Origin of the sequence: Proteus vulgaris (assembly GCF_011045815.1) — a bacterium.
Lineage (GTDB): Bacteria > Pseudomonadota > Gammaproteobacteria > Enterobacterales > Enterobacteriaceae > Proteus > Proteus vulgaris_B.
In genome coordinates, this window is the sequence record NZ_CP047344.1 from 351588 (window position 1) to 368728 (window position 17141).

At 36.5% G+C, this 17141-nt stretch carries 13 protein-coding genes; 5 read left to right on the top strand and 8 right to left on the bottom strand.

Features of this window, described 5'->3' with window-relative positions:
* Window positions 1-8: 8 nt before the first annotated feature.
* The 4 genes from GTH24_RS01790 to GTH24_RS01805 all read right to left on the bottom strand — a co-directional run bounded on the left by GTH24_RS01790 (window position 9) and on the right by GTH24_RS01805 (window position 6288).
* Entirely contained in the window at window positions 9-2519 is a 2511-nt protein-coding gene (locus GTH24_RS01790) for a fimbria/pilus outer membrane usher protein (RefSeq protein ID WP_241254009.1), read from the bottom strand.
* Between the two features lie 18 nt (window positions 2520-2537).
* Window positions 2538-3218 carry a fimbrial biogenesis chaperone gene (locus tag GTH24_RS01795; protein WP_164525876.1) on the bottom strand — a complete coding sequence of 227 codons (681 nt, stop codon included), beginning with the start codon at window positions 3216-3218 and terminating at the stop codon, window positions 2538-2540.
* 58 nt (window positions 3219-3276) lie between these two features.
* On the bottom strand, window positions 3277-3849 hold the full coding sequence (locus GTH24_RS01800; protein ID WP_072069524.1) for a fimbrial protein: 573 nt from the start codon (window positions 3847-3849) through the stop codon (window positions 3277-3279).
* A gap of 636 nt (window positions 3850-4485) precedes the next feature.
* Window positions 4486-6288 (bottom strand): sigma-54 interaction domain-containing protein, encoded by a 1803-nt coding sequence (locus GTH24_RS01805; protein WP_164525877.1) that lies wholly within the window; start codon window positions 6286-6288, stop codon window positions 4486-4488.
* Between the two features lie 364 nt (window positions 6289-6652).
* Between GTH24_RS01805 and dpaL the strand changes: the two genes are divergently transcribed.
* From dpaL to GTH24_RS01825, 4 genes are all read left to right on the top strand, one after another.
* Complete coding sequence (gene dpaL, locus GTH24_RS01810) at window positions 6653-7870, top strand: diaminopropionate ammonia-lyase (protein ID WP_115351184.1); 1218 nt, start codon at window positions 6653-6655, stop codon at window positions 7868-7870.
* Between the two features lie 31 nt (window positions 7871-7901).
* Window positions 7902-9086, top strand: a complete 1185-nt coding sequence (locus tag GTH24_RS01815) for a YgeY family selenium metabolism-linked hydrolase (protein ID WP_164525878.1) — start codon at window positions 7902-7904, stop codon at window positions 9084-9086.
* 73 nt (window positions 9087-9159) lie between these two features.
* Window positions 9160-10746 carry an N-acyl-D-amino-acid deacylase family protein gene (locus GTH24_RS01820; protein ID WP_072069521.1) on the top strand — a complete coding sequence of 529 codons (1587 nt, stop codon included), beginning with the start codon at window positions 9160-9162 and terminating at the stop codon, window positions 10744-10746.
* A 95-nt stretch (window positions 10747-10841) separates the two neighbouring features.
* On the top strand, window positions 10842-12116 hold the full coding sequence (locus tag GTH24_RS01825) for an MFS transporter (protein ID WP_164525879.1): 1275 nt from the start codon (window positions 10842-10844) through the stop codon (window positions 12114-12116).
* A 218-nt stretch (window positions 12117-12334) separates the two neighbouring features.
* Here the strand turns inward: GTH24_RS01825 and prfH are convergent, their stop codons facing one another.
* The 4 genes from prfH to deoC form a co-directional block, all read right to left on the bottom strand.
* Window positions 12335-12946 carry a peptide chain release factor H gene (prfH, locus tag GTH24_RS01830; RefSeq protein ID WP_072069519.1) on the bottom strand — a complete coding sequence of 204 codons (612 nt, stop codon included), beginning with the start codon at window positions 12944-12946 and terminating at the stop codon, window positions 12335-12337.
* Window positions 12946-14082: an RNA ligase RtcB family protein gene (locus tag GTH24_RS01835; protein WP_072069518.1), complete on the bottom strand. Its 1137-nt coding sequence runs from the start codon at window positions 14080-14082 to the stop codon at window positions 12946-12948. Before GTH24_RS01835 ends, prfH begins: the two co-directional genes overlap by 1 nt.
* 312 nt (window positions 14083-14394) lie before the next feature.
* Window positions 14395-15171 carry a DeoR family transcriptional regulator gene (locus tag GTH24_RS01840; RefSeq protein WP_115351181.1) on the bottom strand — a complete coding sequence of 259 codons (777 nt, stop codon included), beginning with the start codon at window positions 15169-15171 and terminating at the stop codon, window positions 14395-14397.
* Between the two features lie 56 nt (window positions 15172-15227).
* The gene (gene deoC / locus GTH24_RS01845) at window positions 15228-15896 is read right to left on the bottom strand and encodes a deoxyribose-phosphate aldolase (RefSeq protein ID WP_164525880.1); all 669 of its coding nucleotides are present in this window, start codon (window positions 15894-15896) and stop codon (window positions 15228-15230) included.
* 179 nt (window positions 15897-16075) lie between these two features.
* Here deoC and rbsK point away from each other — a divergent pair, with 179 nt between their 5' ends.
* Window positions 16076-16996 (top strand): ribokinase, encoded by a 921-nt coding sequence (gene rbsK / locus GTH24_RS01850; protein WP_164525881.1) that lies wholly within the window; start codon window positions 16076-16078, stop codon window positions 16994-16996.
* Window positions 16997-17141: the final 145 nt, after the last annotated feature.

The following is a 17141-nucleotide window of genomic DNA, read 5'->3' on the forward strand; positions in this document are numbered from 1 at the left end:
TTATTTCCTTATTTACACTCAGTATCTAAAATATATAAACCATTAACTGGCGCTTTGTTATTAATGTCATAAATTGCATGACAGATTTTCTGCTCACCGTGAATAGTCCATGAAACTTGAATGTTGCCTTGTGGTTTATTGGCAACAAAATAGAGTTGATGGAAGCTTGCTACTAATTGTGTATCATCATTATCAATCACAGCTTTAGCGCCCATTGGAATGGTACTTTTATCCGGTGTCTGTAATGTTAGTAGGAATTTAAATCCTTTTTTGGCATCAAAATCAGCCAACACTAATGCACCTTTGGTCGGAATAATATTACTAATAATATTGTTCGAGATTTCAGTGTTACTAGGTATAGAATTGGTATTAACGCTAATGCTATTTTTTTGATAAGGAGACATGCCAGAAACAACCGCTAACCCACTATTATTGGTTTTAATAGATTGACCATTAATCACTTCTACACCAGAGGTATCCTTGGTCAATATTAATGCGTTTGTTTGTTGTAATGAAGGCGTAAATACAGCGCCATATTGTGTTGCTACTAATGCTCCACTAATACCGTAGTTAATATTTTGTTTATCTTCTGTATATGAATATCCTGCATTAACGACAGCGTTTTGTGCTTTATAAGAGCCGTTTAAACCACCATTATAATTAACACCTTTATTGCCATATCCTTGGTAAACATCCCAATTGGCTTGGTTTTTATCACCATAGGTTCCGCTTAGACGTGCGGTTTGTAATACTTGGTTATCATTATTAGTCGAAATACCATAATTAGCCCAAATGTAGTTTTCATTCCATGAGAATGGAATGCTAATATTCATACTTAAATCATGACTATTTTTATTTTTATCGTTATAACGACTACCATCATAATAAGTATAATAAACGCTATAGTTAACTTTATTAATTGAGCTATTAATACCTGCATTATAAGAGTGAACAGTTTTACCATCGACATACTTATAAATAACAGAGTTTAAATTAATTGAAGCATTATTAGAAAATAAAGGCTGGTTAATGGAGAATGTATATTCATTTTTTAATCCATTATTAGGATTATATTTTGTATCCTGGTGTTCCATTGCTTGCGTAAAATTAAGAAAGTTGGCATCAAAATGACGATAGCCGACTAATGAAAGCGTTGTATCTGTAACTGATATATTTTTAGAATAATTTACTCTAACGGCATTACCATGTAATGCGTCATTACCATGATTAGTGGAAGATTTTGCGTATAGTAAATCAGAGGTGATTGCACCATAGCTACCTAAATTGAGTCCTGTTCCGATACCAACAGATTGATATTTTTCACCAACAAGTACACCGCCATAAAGAGTAACGTAGTCAGTTAAACCATAGAAAGCCTCAGTTTGAACAACATAGGCGCCATCACCGCTATTGTTACCGTCATATTTACCGGTTGAAAAGCTATATTTTATTTCACCTTTTCGTTCAAGATTGGCAATAGAAGAAAAGGGGACTATGAAATTTTTTTCAGAGCCATCGGCTTCAGTAACGCTAACATGTAAATCTCCACCACTGTTCATCGGATAATAATCAGTGATATTAAAAGGCCCCGCAGGTACGCTGCGTTTATAAATGACTTGGCCATTTTGGGTAATAGTCACTATAGATTCTGAATTGGCAATACCAGAAACACTCGGTGCATAAGTTCTATTTTGTGTTGGTGTCATTAATCTATCAGTGACTAATTTAATGCCTCTAAATTTTACTGAATCAAACAGTTGTGAAGAAGAATAAAGATCACCAATCATTAATTCACTATTAATACTGGTGATTGCTCTAGAAATCACATTACTTAGCGTATTCCATTTTTTATCGCCATTCTCATTCTTTGTCCAGGTTGAATAGTTATTAAAGCGCCAAGGTCCTAAGTTAACTTGGGTTTGAATATTGCCATAATAACTGTCTGTTGTATTACCATGGCTACGACTATTGAATGAAGATAAGGCATAGTTAACTAATAATGCAGGAATACCTGAATCCCAATTTTTTATTTCATTTTCTTTTAGTCTATCTTCGTTAACATATAACTGTGGTATTGTTAAAATATATTTTTTTCTATTTAGATCAAGATAACCACTGGCATTGTTAATATCGTTGAGATTAATAAAATCATTATTTTTGTTTTTATTAATCACATCATGAGGGAGATCAATACCTGCGTTATACCATTCTTCAGCGGAAAGGCGAGGTGCTAATATTTTATTACCATCCTCATCTTCCATCAGAATGAAATCAAATTCACGAGTTAATATGCGATTGTCATTCACAAAAAGTGTTACAGTATAACTATTTGGAGCAATACTATTCTCTCTAAAGACATTAAGATCTTCATTAGTAACTTGCTGTGTACTTCCTTCAATATTTAATAGATTAGCAGGATAATAATCGTTTGCAGATGTATTAAAAGAAGCGAATAAAACACCAACAATAAATAAATGGAGTGGCGATTTATTTAAATAATTATCCATTGTCTTTTTCATATTGAATAACGTCTCTTATTATAATGAGAATTCCACTGGAAGACTTTTTCCAAAATCATCGATATAAAATAATTCTATTTTCTTATTGCTCGGAAGTGTTTTACCTACATTAATTGTTGTTTCTGATTTTGGTAAAAGAAAACTAGGTATATTTTCAATCTCTTTCCCATCGATTATTAGCTTCCCAATATTGATAAAATAAGGTGAATTATTTGATACTACGAGGTTTTCATTTTTTATATTCCAATTTAACGTTTTGATTTCTTTTTCAATATTGGCATTTTTAAGAGATTGAGGTCTATAAATTAATTTAATTCTATTGGTCATGGAATAGCGAAGCACATTCTCTAAGTTCTCACTACTTGGTGCGACAAATTTAACATTGATCCAATACATAGATTCAATATCATTAGGTAAGATGGTATTTTTAGTGACTTGTAATGTGTTTTTTTGTTGAGCTATTAATTTAATTAATGGTGGTGTAATAACAAAATCTTGGGTAAGCTTCCCATTAAGATCTTCGACCCAAGATTGTAATAAATAATTAGTATTTTTATCGCTATTAAATGCAACAAATCCTTCATTATTATTACTTTCATTATAAACAACACGGGTTGTTTCTAAACCAAATCCAGCAAAGCTAGATGTGATTGAGCTAAATATTAAGCCTAATCCTAATAGCGTTTTTTTAAATATCATCGAAAAGTACCTCTTTAATAGATGCAGGTTAATATAATAATTAACCTGCATTTATTTATTATTGATAAGTCAGAGTATAATTTAATGTTGCATCAGCACGACCTGCTTCAACGTCATTATCAGTGCTGACATATTTGGCAATAAAAGATAATGTTTTAGATTTAAGGTCGCCATTATCTTTTATTTCATATTCTTCAGAAAAATTGATATTGAAAGGAGTATCTAAATCATTATGATCATAAATATGAATACCGACATTTTTTGCGGTGTTAGTATCATTAGGATTATCTAATGCCAAAATTTGGTTAGAGCTATTATCTGTTTTACCCTCTAGTTTTAATTTAACTTTGCCTTGAGGTGGGCAATTAATTAAAGAGATATCTAATTTACCATTACCGCCAGTTCCTCCTACTTCGCTACCTGCACCGTCAAATTCACTGGTAGCATAACGCCCCATATTAACGTTACCATCAGAACCAGTGCCATTAATATCAATGGTACAAGTTGATGCATAAATTAAACCAGTAAAAGAAATTTGTCCTGTTTGCTCTTCAGCAGAAACTGTTGCACTTGCCGTTATTGCTGAAATAACGAAAGCCATTGGAAGTAATTTTTTTGTAAAAATAGACATTGTTGACCCCTAGTGATTGATATAAATAGTATTTAATAAATCATATTAAGTGCTATTTACTCTAAGATCCGCTTATCCTTATTGCTAATAAGTTAACTAAAATAACCAATAGATATAAGAAATTAAAAAAGATAGTTCTAATAGAAATATAATCTTAGATACAATAGCTTTTAGTATTAATCATAAAATTCACAATCAACTCTTATTACTTTGCTTTTTATAATTAATACTAATTCTGAATATAGAAAATGACTTCAATTTCTGTACAGGTGGATTCTATGTAGTTTATTGAATAATGTCTCATGTACAGTGTTACAAAGTTTTCTTATGTAATTTAGAAAAAACATTAATAAGATAATGAAAATAAAATTATTTATGATTATTTTTCATGTGGTTAGCTTTTTATGTGATGAAAGGAAGAAAGGGAGATAGTTTAAATTTACTTTATGGAAAATATATTTTGTTACAAATAGCATTAAGATTAAAATATCATGGTGACAATACTTTATAAAAGGCAGTCATTAAAAGAAGAGTTTTTAATAATCTAGATAGAATAATTAGTGTAAATAATTCTTATTAAAACTTTCAATTTTATTTAAATCTTTTGATTAAATAAAAATTAATTTTAAATGACTTTTATCGTATTTTCATTTTCCTATATAAGGTTGCAATGCTTATTCCTAAGATCTTTGCTGCTTTCTTCTTTCCTTCCAATGTTGTTCCTGTTTTTTCTAATATGCCCATAATGGTTTGATACTCTGATGTTAAGCTTTTAGTTTTGAGAAGTTCTTGTGTGTTTAAGGACTGAGTTTGATGTTCATGGGATGTGTTAGTTTTGGTATAGATACGACTAAGATTTTCTTTTTCTAATATATCACCATGAGAAGCCTCTAACAGATAAGGCGGAAGGTGGCTGAGATTTAAATCGATGGTATCCCCTTGCATAACATACATATATTCAATCACATTGCGTAACTCGCGAATATTACCGGGCCAATCATAGGAATATAAGTAGTTAATAACAACGTTGGGGATCTTCGTGGAAGGCCTTTGATAGGTTAAAGCCAGATTATCAGCAAAGAATTGTGCAAGCTCTGCAATATCTTCTCTGTGATCACGTAATGCTGGTGTATGGATCGGAACAACATTGAGACGATAAAATAGATCTTCACGAAATTGCCCTTTATTTACCATTTCACGCAGATCTTTGTTTGTGGCGGCAATAATACGCACATCAATATTAATTAGATTATTAGAGCCAACACGGGTAATACTTTTTTCTTGGAGTACACGTAAAAGTTTGGCTTGTAAATGCAAAGGCATATCACCAATTTCATCAAGAAATAGGCTACCACCATGAGCTAATTCAAATTTACCAATACGCCCTTTAGGATCAGCACCACTAAAAGCGCCACGCACATAACCAAAAAGCTCGCTTTCTAAGAGTTGTTCAGGAATAGCAGCACAGTTAATAGTAATAAAAGGCTGCTTTGTGCGTAGGCTTTGTTGATGAATAGTATAAGCAACCACTTCTTTACCTGAGCCACTTTCTCCTGTGATAAGCACACTGGCATGGCTTACGGCAACTTTACTTAGCATGCTTTTTAAGTGAAGCATATTTTGTGAATTACCAATTAAAGGAGAGTGGGGATTTTCATCAACGGAAAGGGCATTTACCTGCGTCATATAATCACGGGCATCATGAAAGATAACCATGGTAAGTTGGTCGTTATCAACTGATGAAAAGGTGATTTTTTTACACAGAACATGATAGCGTTGCTGGTTTAATATCAGCCACGCTTCTTCATCACCATAAAGGATATCGCCAGTCATATCGATATCAAGAGACTGACCAATAAGCTCACAATCAAAAAAACGCAAAGCAGAAAGATTGGCATGCCAAATCTTACCTTGGCTATCAATAGCAATTACACCTCTATCCATCACATCAATTAAATTTCGAAAAGTGCCAAATCGCTCTTGTTCACGAAGCCTTTCAAGGCATTCAAAAATACGGCTTGAGATCATTTCTGAAAACTGTTCGATAAAGGTGATAAAAGCTTGTTTTTGCTTCATCAAAAACATTTTTTGTTCTCGGTTAGAACAGATAATTCCAATTACACCAATAACTTGGTTATTCAGAAAAATAGGGGCATTAAGATCAAGCTCTTCAGTGCAGGTTAAGCGATTTTGACAAAGTTGGCAGAGGCTATTTTCTTTCGGATCTTCAATCAAAATAGTCTTTTGTACTTGCAACACATGGCGATAAATATGCCCATTATTGGAGACATCTTGATTGAGCATATAGCGGTAACGTCCCGTACCTGCGATACGAATTAAATTGTTATCAATAATTTCAACATCAGTGCCAGTGATCCCTGCAATGGCATCGGTATATTTGCTGATTTCATCTTGCAGTGTACTAAGTAATGAGTGCATCACATTCTCACCTTAAAATTATCATTATTGATAATGAATTATCATCGTCTATTTTTGATGTTTTATTTAATTGTTATTTATTAAATGGTTAGTTTGATTTTGTATAAAGCTCACACAGTTTCTTATTATTGATAATTTATCAACTAAATAAAACCGCCTAGATCACAGCTTTTCTGTATCAGAAATTTTACCTCTTAATCACTAAAGTAATAAATATATTTAAAATCAATTAATTATATTTTTATTAGATGCTTTTTGAGTGAGTTGGCATACATATTGCGATATAGGGGATAACCCTATGTATTCCGATTAATCGCGATATTGGGTTATCGCGAATTTTAAAGTGTGATTAAGAGGTAATTCCATGCAGGAGCAATTGCAGTACCTGATTAACCAAAGTTCATTTACGCGAAAACCAACCGCTGAGCTTGCCCCTTTTCATTATGACGAGTTAGCCAAAGCGTTAGATTTTCACAGAACTATTCCAGGATACGCACCTACACCGTTATTTCATTTACCCCAGTTAGCTAAAACTTTAGGGGTTGGTGAGTTATATCTCAAAGATGAATCTTTCCGTTTTGGTTTAAAAGCGTTTAAAGCGTTAGGTGGTGCTTATGCGATGGCGCGCCATATCGCTGATTTTCTTGAAATGGACATAAGTGAATTACCTTATGAGGTAATGATCAGTGATGAGATCAGGAAAAAGCTAAATGGCGTAACTTTTGCGACAACCACTGACGGGAATCATGGACGTGGCGTTGCTTGGATGGCAAGACAGTTAAAGCAAAAAGCGGTGGTCTATATGCCAAAAGGATCATCACAAGAACGTTTAGATGCCATTTTACGAGAAGGCGCAGTCGCTGAAATCGTTGATATGAACTATGACGATGCAGTGAGAATGACAGCGGAAATGGCTGAAAAATATGGCTGGATCGTGGTTCAAGACACTGCATGGGATGGCTATGAAGAGATCCCTTTATGGATCATGCAAGGCTATGGCACTTTAATGCTGGAATCTCTCTCGCAATTACATGAAGTACCACCGACGCATATTTTTGTACAAGCCGGCGTGGGCTCTTTTGCGGGTATGGTGCAAGGCATGGTAACCGCAGCTTATGGCAAACAAGCCCCTAAAGTGATTGTGGCAGAAGCACGTATTGCCGACTGTTTATATCAATCTGCCGTATCAGGAAAAGCGGATGCCATTCCTGTTGGCGGAGATTTACAAACCGTTATGGCGGGGCTTGCTTGTGGTGAAGCGAATAGTATTGGTTGGAATTTGTTACGCGATTATTCAGCGGCATTTTTCTCTTGCCCTGATGCCGTCGCGACTAGGGGAATGCGGATTTTAGGGAACCCTTTACCCGGTGATCCGCACATCATTTCTGGTGAATCTGGCGCTGTGACAACAGGATTGCTCTCTATTTTAATGCAATCACCGGTTTATCAAAGTGTGAAAGAAGAGCTGGGATTAGATGAAAATGCAAGAGTGCTTGTGATAAGCACTGAAGGTGACACAGATCCTGAGCGTTATCGCGATATCGTGTGGGATGGTGAGTTGCCTAGCTTCAAACAATTTTAAAAAACAAATAAGTCTTTTGGAGTGAAAAAGTATGTTATCAGCAAACCGATTTGATGAAGTTATTAAGAATTGCCAATTATTAATCCAACAAAAAAGCTATTCGGGTGAAGAAGGTAACGTTGTTAAGGTCATAGAAGAGATGATGAAAAACTATGATTTTGATGACATTCATATTGATAAATACGGCAATATTATTGGTGGAATTATAGGCCAACACCCAGGGAAAACCCTTATTTTTGATGGTCATATCGATACTGTTCCAGTAAGTGAGCAAGACTGGAAAGAAAAACCTTATGGTGCAGAAATAAAAGACGGCAAGATTTATGGTCGTGGTACTAGTGATATGAAAGGTGCTGTGGCTGCGATGATTTCGGCAATTGGTTTTTATGGTCAAGATAATCAGCGTAATTTTGCTGGCCGTATTTATGTCTCTTGTATTGTACATGAAGAATGCTTTGAAGGTGTGGCGGCAAGACTGGTTTCAGAGCGCTATAAACCCGATTATGTGGTGATTGGTGAAGCCTCTGAATTAAACCTGAAAATAGGGCAACGTGGCCGTGCCGAAATTGTTGTTGAAACCTTTGGTAAGCCAGCGCACTCCGCCAACCCAGATGCTGGGATCAACTCAGTGTATAAAATGGCAAAACTGATCGAGAAGATCAGAGCATTAACGCCACCTGTTCATCCGATATTAGGAAAAGGGATCTTAGAGCTGACGGATATTAAATCAGCGCCTTATCCGGGAGCTTCTGTTGTACCTGAGTATTGTCGAGCCACTTACGATCGTCGTTTATTAGTCGGTGAAACAAAAGAAGGCGTGCTTGCACCACTGCAAAAAGCCATTGATGAACTCGCTTCTCAAGATGCGGATTTTAAAGCCAAAGTCTCTTATGCCTATGGTACTGAAAAATGTTACACCGGTGCGACTATTGAAGGTGAGCGTTTCTTCCCTGGTTGGGTATTAGAAGAGAGTGACCCTTATGTGCAAAGTGTTTTAAAAGGGTTACATGAATTTGGTTTCAAACCAACGGTCACACAATACTCTTTCTGTACCAACGGTAGCCATTATGCGGGTGAAGCGGGTATTAAAACGATTGGTTTTGGTCCATCTCGCGAAAATTTAGCACATACCATTGATGAATATATCGAGATTGAGCAACTCAAAGGTGCAGCAAGCGGTTATTACAGCATTATGAACAGCCTTTATCACCTTTAATTCTTACTCAAATAAATCCTTACTAGAAGAGTATCTGGCGAAATAGCCAGATGCTCTTTGGAGAAATAACAGAATGAAAACAATATTTAAAAACGCCACTGTTATTGATGGAACAGGGGCAAGTGCATTTCAAGCTGATGTCGTGGTTAATGAAGGAAAAATAATAAAAATCGGTCAGTTTGAGACAAAAACAAATGATCAAATAATTGATGCTACAGGGAAGATAGTCTGTCCTGGCTTTATTGATACGCATACTCACTCTGATCTTTCTGCTCTACTTAATCCCGCATTATCGGCAAAGATCCGTCAAGGGATCACTACGGAATTATTAGGGCAAGATGGTGTCGCGTTAGCACCATTGCCAGAGCAGTATATTTCTGCATGGCGTAAGAATATTGCGGGGTTAGATGGAGATTCTGACAGTATTGATTGGCATTTTAAAAATACCGAAGGCTACTTAGGGATGTTGGAAGCCAGAGGCTCTGCAACCAATCTCGCTTACCTTGTGCCTCATGGCAATATCAGAATGGAAGCAATGGGATTAGAAGGTAATCCCTCTACTCGTGAAGATGTCGCCAAAATGTGTGAGATCTTAGAGCGTGAATTAAAAGCAGGGGCATTTGGTTTATCAACAGGATTGATTTATATGCCTTGTGCCTTTGGCGATACCGCCGAAATGATCGAGCTTTGTAAGGTTACCGCGAAGCATAATGGTATTTTTGTTGTTCACCAACGTAGTGAAGCTGACGATATTATTCAGTCTACTCAAGAGCTTATTGATATCGCTAAAGCATCCGGTGTTTGGTTGCATATTTCTCATATGAAAGTATGCGGTAAGAAAAACTGGGGATTAATCGATGAAATGCTCGGTATGTTAGAGCAAGCCCAAAAAGAGGGTATTCGTATCTCTTTTGACCAATATCCGTATGTGGCAGGCAGTACCATGCTTGGAGTAATTTTACCGCCTTGGGTTCATGCAGGGGGTACAGAGAAACTATTAGAACGTTTAGCCTCTCCTGAACTGCGTAAAAAGATGATTGAAGATATCGAAAAAGGCATCCCAGGTTGGGATAACTTTATTGATTTCGCAGGATTAGAAAATATTTATGTCACTAGTTCTAAAACAGAAAAAAACCAAGATGCTGTTGGACTTAGCCTTGTCGAGCTAGGCAAATTGAGAGGTAAAGATCCCTATAACGCAACCTTTGACCTGCTATACGAAGAAGAAAATGCGGTAGGTATGGTGGATTTTTATGGTACAGAAGAGCACGTTATCAAATTTTTATGTCGCCCTGAGCAAAACGTCTGTACAGATGGATTAATGGGCGCAGGAAAACCTCATCCCCGAGTATTTGGTGCATTCCCTCGTGTTTTAGGGAAATACGTTAGAGAAGAAAAATGCCTCACTTGGGAACAAGCTATCCGCAAAATGACAGGTAAACCCGCTGAAGTCCTTAGATTAACCGATAGAGGTTTGATTAAAGAAGGGTATGCAGCAGATATTGTGATGCTTGATCCTGAAACCATTATTGATAAAGGCACGTTTGTTGAACCAAACCAATATCCAGAAGGAATTGATCTGGTGATGGTCAATGGGCGTATCGCTTTAATTAATGGAGTCGAAAGTTACGCCTGTAGCGGTCATGTTTTAAGAGCATAACAACACAATAGCGCTCTTAAACGTTAAACCTTATCTCTGTTTATCACGGTTGTTCTTCAACCGTGATGGTTTCCCCTTACCTGAGGAACAGGAAAATGAGTTCAAATATTATTCCAGACCTTCAACAGAAGAAGACATGGAAAGCTCGTTACACCGTTTTATCTTTGATTTGGTTAGCATGGTTACTTTCATTCTTAGATAGAATGGTGATGAGTGTTTCGTTACCTTTTATTGGGCGTGATCTTAATCTTGATACCACTCAACAAGGCTTAATTATCAGTGCCTTCTTTGTCGGTTATGCCGCATTCCAAATACCAGGTGGTTTTTTAGCTGACCGCTTTGGTGCACGTAAAATTATGGCAATAGGGATCGCTTGGTGGTCAGTATTTACCAGTTTAACGGGAATGGTGTTTACATTACCGTTAATGTTAGCGGTACGATTCTTATTTGGTATTGGTGAAGGCTGTTTTCCATCCGCTTCTTGGAAAATGATCTCAACGTATTTCCCATCTAAAGAGCGTGGTCGTGCTACTGCTATTCAATCAACCGTAAATACTTTAGGGCCTGCATTAGCCGTAATTGTTGCAGCCAGTATTATCGGCGCTTTTGGCTGGCATATGGTATTTATTGTTTTAGGTATTCCGGGCTTATTAATTGCCGCAGGTATCTACTTCTTCACTCGCGATAATCCAAAAGATCACCCAAGTATTACTCAGCAAGATCTCGATGAACTAGCGGCAGATGGTACATTAACGGATAAACCTGTTGAGGCCGTCCCTTTTAAAGATGTGTTAAAAATGCCAGTGTTATGGCAAATGGCTGCTATTTGGTTTCTGTTTGATATCACCTTTTGGGGATTTTCAACTTGGTTACCAAGCTATTTAATTACTGTTCGTGAATTCTCTTTGGCGAAAACAGGGGTAATGGCGGCTATTCCATTCTTATTTGGTGCGGGTGGGACATTATTAGGCGGTTATGTTTCTGATAAATGTAAATCACAACGTAAATGGTTGTATATGGTTACCGCAGTAATTGCAGCAGGCTTTTTATATATGACCTACACCGTTGAAAGTGCTGATATGGCAGTAGTTTATCAGTGTATTTCAGCATTATTTATGTTCTTCGCCATGGCAATGTTCTGGGGTATTTTGATGGATACTATCCCAAATAAAATCATGGGCCGTGCTTCGGGAATTGTTAACTTTGGTGGTCAAATGGCGGGTGTTGTTTCCGCACCGGTTATGGGCTTCTTAATTAAAGCAAGTGGTGGCAGTTATGACAGTGCATTTATGTTTATGATAATTGCATTAGTCGCTTCTGCTGTTGTGACATTCGCCGTTAAAATGAGAAATACACCTGCATCCGTTTAATTAATCATTATTAATAACGTTTATATTTGAATAAGTATGATGTTATTAAAATAAATAAGATTAAATAGAATAAGTATATTAACTGTAAGATTTATTTATTAAAACTCACTATACGCTTTATTGATTTTTTAATTTAAAAAATCTTATTGTAGGGTATTTCTGTCTTAAAAAAAGCCACGATTAAAAATCGTGGCTTTGCTTTTGTTAGATTAATAACATTATTTGCTTATAAGAACAAAGTCATTACCACTAAAACAGAGTGTGGCATCACCTCTGATAACTCTATGATGAGCAATATGGCGTTGACTATTTAATGAGGCGTGTTGCTTCATCATATAAGCGTCTAAATGCCATGCAATAAGTTGCTTAGCAAGCTTTTTATTAGCGTGCTGACTACGTTCTGATTGCACTTTTACACTAATACCTGTGGCAATATGTGTTGCTCTGACTGCAGATTCTGTTTTGTTAACATGCTGACCACCGGGACCATTTGAACGCATAGTTTCAAAGATAATTTCTTTGTCATTAATTTCATCAGGTTGTTCAAAACAGGCAACACCAATAAACCAGTTTTTACGTTTATGCCGTGGTCGTAACGTGCTTGCACATTGCCATTGTACTGAACCAGCCCACTGTTGGGCGATAGCTTGTGCATCAGTACCTTCAAGAGACACTAATGCAGATTTTAAGCCATAACGAGAAGGCTCTTTTTCAAGTATTGTCACGTTAACTTGTTGCTTTAATGTTGATTTCAAAAAATAATTTAAGGCTTTTTCAACGGCTAAACAGCACTCTTCAGGGCCTTGTGCGGAGGTGAATTGTAATAACATTACGCCATCTCCCCACTTGTTTTATAGGTGATCACGGGTTTTAAACGAGCAATAACCTCAATTAATCCAATGCTGACCATACTTTCAATCACAGTTTCAATTGATTTATAAGATTGTGGTGCTTCTTCATAAATCAGTTGTTTATTGGCGCAAATAATACGGCTACCTAGTGCAGTTCGTGAAAGTTGTAAGGGTGTAAAACGATGTGATAAACGTCCTTTACACTCTGTACGCATCCATTTTCTGCCTGCGCCATGTGGTAATGAATGAAGGCTTAATTCAGACACAATTGGCTTAACAATATAGCTATAATCACCGCGTGATCCCGGAATAACCACTATATCGTGATGTGCGGGGGTTGCACCTTTTCGATGTAACCAACCTTGTTGACCATATAACTCACAAGGCTCTACAAGATTATGATTAACATCAGAAATAACTTCACCTTGAGTATGAATTTGGCGCATCATTCTTTCACCAATAAGGCGACGATTTAGTTTTGCATAATCAAGTGCTTTATTGTGAGCTTGCAAATATTCATTTGCATCATCAGTGTTTGCAACTAGCCCTTTATGACCAAATTGTTCTGTGTGAGAGCGTAAGATAGATTGCCCTAAACCACGTGATCCGCTGTGGACTAAGAGTAATAACTGTTTTTTATTGATACCGCTTTCAGCGAAAAGCGTTTCATTAATCACTTGGTCAATTTGCTGGAATTCAGCAAAGTGATTACCACCACCAATAGAGCCTAAAGAGCCAGCAAAAGAGTGGTTTTGCATTTCAGTCGATAGATGAGATTCTAACCATTCTGAAGGTGCAATATCACTCATTTCACTCAACTGTTTTTCTGCTTTATCTAAGTTGAGTTTGTTGTTTTTAAATTCAGTTTGAAAGAGTGTCATGCCACAACCGATATCATTCCCGACTAAGGCAGGGTAAAACCGATTAACAGAAAAAAAGGCTGCACCAATAGGATAACCACGACCAGGATGTAGATCTGGCATACCTGCGACATAAGTCATATCAGGAAGTTGAGCGGTTGTTTCTAATTGTTGGATTGCTTTGCTTTCAATCCAAGTATTATCTGATGCGATATAACAAACGCTATCAGATAAATAATGAACACACTTGTCCATATACCAATCCATATAATGTAAAGGATAAAAAATAAATTGATTGGCGGACAGCAAAAAGAAGGAAAAAAGATTACTTCTGAGATTGTCCGCAAAGAGTATTCATATTTGTAGTTATCATGGGATACCTCCTTGCAGTTAAGTGAAATGGATAAGAAATAATAAATCGCGGGCATAGTAACCACTTTTTTTTGCTTTAGCAATTAAAAAGTGGTGTTTTTTTTCTTTATTTTTTATAAAAAGAATAAATATAATCGATTTAATCTAAGACTCACTTTTCTTTATTCTTCATTTTAGTTAGAACTTTATTTTTAATTAATAAATTACTTTTACTGAGCTTTTTCGGCAATAATCTTCGTAATCATCTGTTAATTTTCTATCAGTGATAACAACATCAAACTGAGCTAAATCGCCCATATTACCTGTCGCTGTTTCATCAAAATAGTGGTATTTGGTAAGTAAGATCTTACGAATAGATTTATCCATCGCTTTTTTCTTCATATAAAGATCGTCGATGTTATAACAGGTAACACCAAAATCGAGATGGACACCTTCAGCTGCAATAAAGGCTTTTTTAGGATTAATGCTATCAAGATAAGAAGGTTGGGTAGGGTTGTAGAATGAATCACTTTTAGAACGATATTCACCACCACAAAGTAAGACAGTGGCATTTTTTTTCTGGCTTAATGCTAAAAATACACGATGAGAATAACAGATCCCCGTGAAATGCAGATTATCAGGTATAAGTTCAATCAGTGTAGGAATAAATTGCCCATTATCGAAAAAAAGGACATCACCTTCAGAGACCATACCGGCGGCAAGATTGGGGATATGAAGTTCTTCCGTTTGATCTGGTGTAATAATATCGGATGATGTTGAAATTAATCCAGAATGAGGTTGGGCTAATGCAACAATATAGCCACCCAATAGTGACATTGGAAACGGATTTTCAGCGTCAGAACTAAGATCGCGTCTAATCGTCATTTCAGAAACTTCAAGGATCCTCGCGGCGTCTTTAAGATGTATGCGACCTGAGCGTTTTATACATTCACTGAGGCGGCGCAAACGTTCGTGCTGTTTGGTCTCTATCACCGAAGGATCCTTGTGTTATTGAATAGCGTACTCCAAGAAAATATACGCTAAACTATTTAGTAGTTTGATTCAGGTGCATCTGAATCTGTTGCGATAGCGACACTTGCGCTAGCACCAATACGAGTTGCACCTGCTTTGATTATGTTTAATGCTGTTTGGCGATCGCGAACACCACCAGACGCTTTTACGCCCACTTCGTCACCCACTGTTTTACGCATTAATGCAACATGATGTTCTGTAGCGCCCATTGTACTGTATCCTGTTGATGTTTTCACAAAATCAACGCGGATCTCACGACACATTTCACACACTAAACGTACTTCGTCGTCAGTTAATAAGCAAGTTTCTAAAATAACTTTCAGTGTTGTGTTACCACAAGCCGCTTTTACGGCCTCGATATCTTGTTTTACGAAGTCTAAACGACCGCTTTTTAACATGCCAATGTTAATAACCATATCGACTTCTTGTGCGCCTTGGCGGATAGCTTCAGCGGCTTCGAATGCTTTTGTTGCAGTTAAACCAGCACCAAATGGGAAGTCGATAACACAACATACTTTTACATCACTTCCTTCAAGGCAAGTTCTTGCTAAAGGGATGTAAGAAGTGTTAATACAAACAGAGAAGAAACCGTGTTCAGCTGCTTCAGCACACAATTTCTTGATTTGTGCTTCAGTTGTATCTGCAGCAAGAAGGGTATGATCGATATAATTAGCTAATGGACGCATTGTATATTCCTTAATAAGAAGATTGTTATTTATCACTCATGTTAGTTTGGCAACATATTAGTGCTGTTTTAACGAGATAACAATCACAAATGATATTTAAATAACATGATACTGTTATACATCTATCACAATGTCACTATTTTCACATTTATAAATTTTACATAAGAGTAAGAGGCGCTATGGATATCGCAGTGATTGGTTCAAATATGGTGGATTTGATCACCTATATAGATAGGATGCCAAAAGAGGGTGAAACCCTTGAGGCGCCGGCATTTAAAATTGGTTGTGGTGGTAAAGGAGCAAATCAAGCGGTTGCTGCTGCTAAATTAAATTCAAAAGTGATGATGTTAACTAAAGTCGGCGATGATATTTTTGCGGATAACACCATCATGAATTTAGGATCTTATGGCATTAACACACGCTATGTTGAAAAAGTGCCGGGTACAACAAGCGGTGTTGCACCTATTTTTGTGACTTCTCAATCATCAAATAGTATTTTAATTGTTAAGGGTGCTAATCAACATTTGTCACCAGAAGATATTGATAGAGCGGCAGATAGCCTGAAAAAATGCAAAATAATTGTACTGCAATTAGAAATCTCGCTTGAAACGGTCTATCACGCCATTGAGTTTGGTAACAAACACCATATTCCTGTGTTATTTAACCCTGCACCTGCTTCAAAAGCATTAGATCTTGATATTGCTGCCCGTTGTGACTTTTTTGTTCCGAATGAAACAGAGCTTGAAATTTTGACAGGTATGCCAATCACCACAATGGATGAAATTCGCGAAGCCGCTTGTTCTTTACTACAAAAAGGCTTTAAGAATGTCATCGTCACATTAGGTGAGAAAGGCGCATTATGGATGAATGGTGAAATTGAAAAATATATTCCTGCTATTGAAGTTGATGCAATAGATACCAGTGGAGCAGGCGATGCCTTTATTGGTTGTTTTTCTCATTATTATGTTCACACTAATAATATTGAAGAAGCATTAAATAAAGCAGTGATGTTTTCAGGCTTAAGTGTCGCCGGAAAAGGCACACAATCTTCTTATCCGAGTATTGAAGAGTTTGGGCAGTTTTTGTCACAAGCAAAGTAATATCCTTTTTCATAACCACTCCTTTCTATTCTCTCAGTTATCTAGCTCATAAGATAATTGAGAGAACTCAATTAAAATCAATTAATTAAATTATATTGGTGATGACTATTAAATTTTTCTCTACAGAAAAAGATCTCGTATTATG

Coding starts and splice junctions, on each gene's coding strand:
- GTH24_RS01805 (WP_164525877.1), bottom strand. CDS start 6,288: ATGCACTCATTACTTAGTACACTGCAAGATGAAATCAGCAAATATACC.
- GTH24_RS01825 (WP_164525879.1), top strand. CDS start 10,842: ATGAGTTCAAATATTATTCCAGACCTTCAACAGAAGAAGACATGGAAA.
- GTH24_RS01820 (WP_072069521.1), top strand. CDS start 9,160: ATGAAAACAATATTTAAAAACGCCACTGTTATTGATGGAACAGGGGCA.
- GTH24_RS01815 (WP_164525878.1), top strand. CDS start 7,902: ATGTTATCAGCAAACCGATTTGATGAAGTTATTAAGAATTGCCAATTA.
- dpaL (WP_115351184.1), top strand. CDS start 6,653: ATGCAGGAGCAATTGCAGTACCTGATTAACCAAAGTTCATTTACGCGA.
- deoC (WP_164525880.1), bottom strand. CDS start 15,896: ATGCGTCCATTAGCTAATTATATCGATCATACCCTTCTTGCTGCAGAT.
- GTH24_RS01795 (WP_164525876.1), bottom strand. CDS start 3,218: ATGATATTTAAAAAAACGCTATTAGGATTAGGCTTAATATTTAGCTCA.
- GTH24_RS01835 (WP_072069518.1), bottom strand. CDS start 14,082: ATGGACAAGTGTGTTCATTATTTATCTGATAGCGTTTGTTATATCGCA.
- rbsK (WP_164525881.1), top strand. CDS start 16,076: ATGGATATCGCAGTGATTGGTTCAAATATGGTGGATTTGATCACCTAT.
- GTH24_RS01790 (WP_241254009.1), bottom strand. CDS start 2,519: ATGAAAAAGACAATGGATAATTATTTAAATAAATCGCCACTCCATTTA.
- prfH (WP_072069519.1), bottom strand. CDS start 12,946: ATGTTATTACAATTCACCTCCGCACAAGGCCCTGAAGAGTGCTGTTTA.
- GTH24_RS01800 (WP_072069524.1), bottom strand. CDS start 3,849: ATGTCTATTTTTACAAAAAAATTACTTCCAATGGCTTTCGTTATTTCA.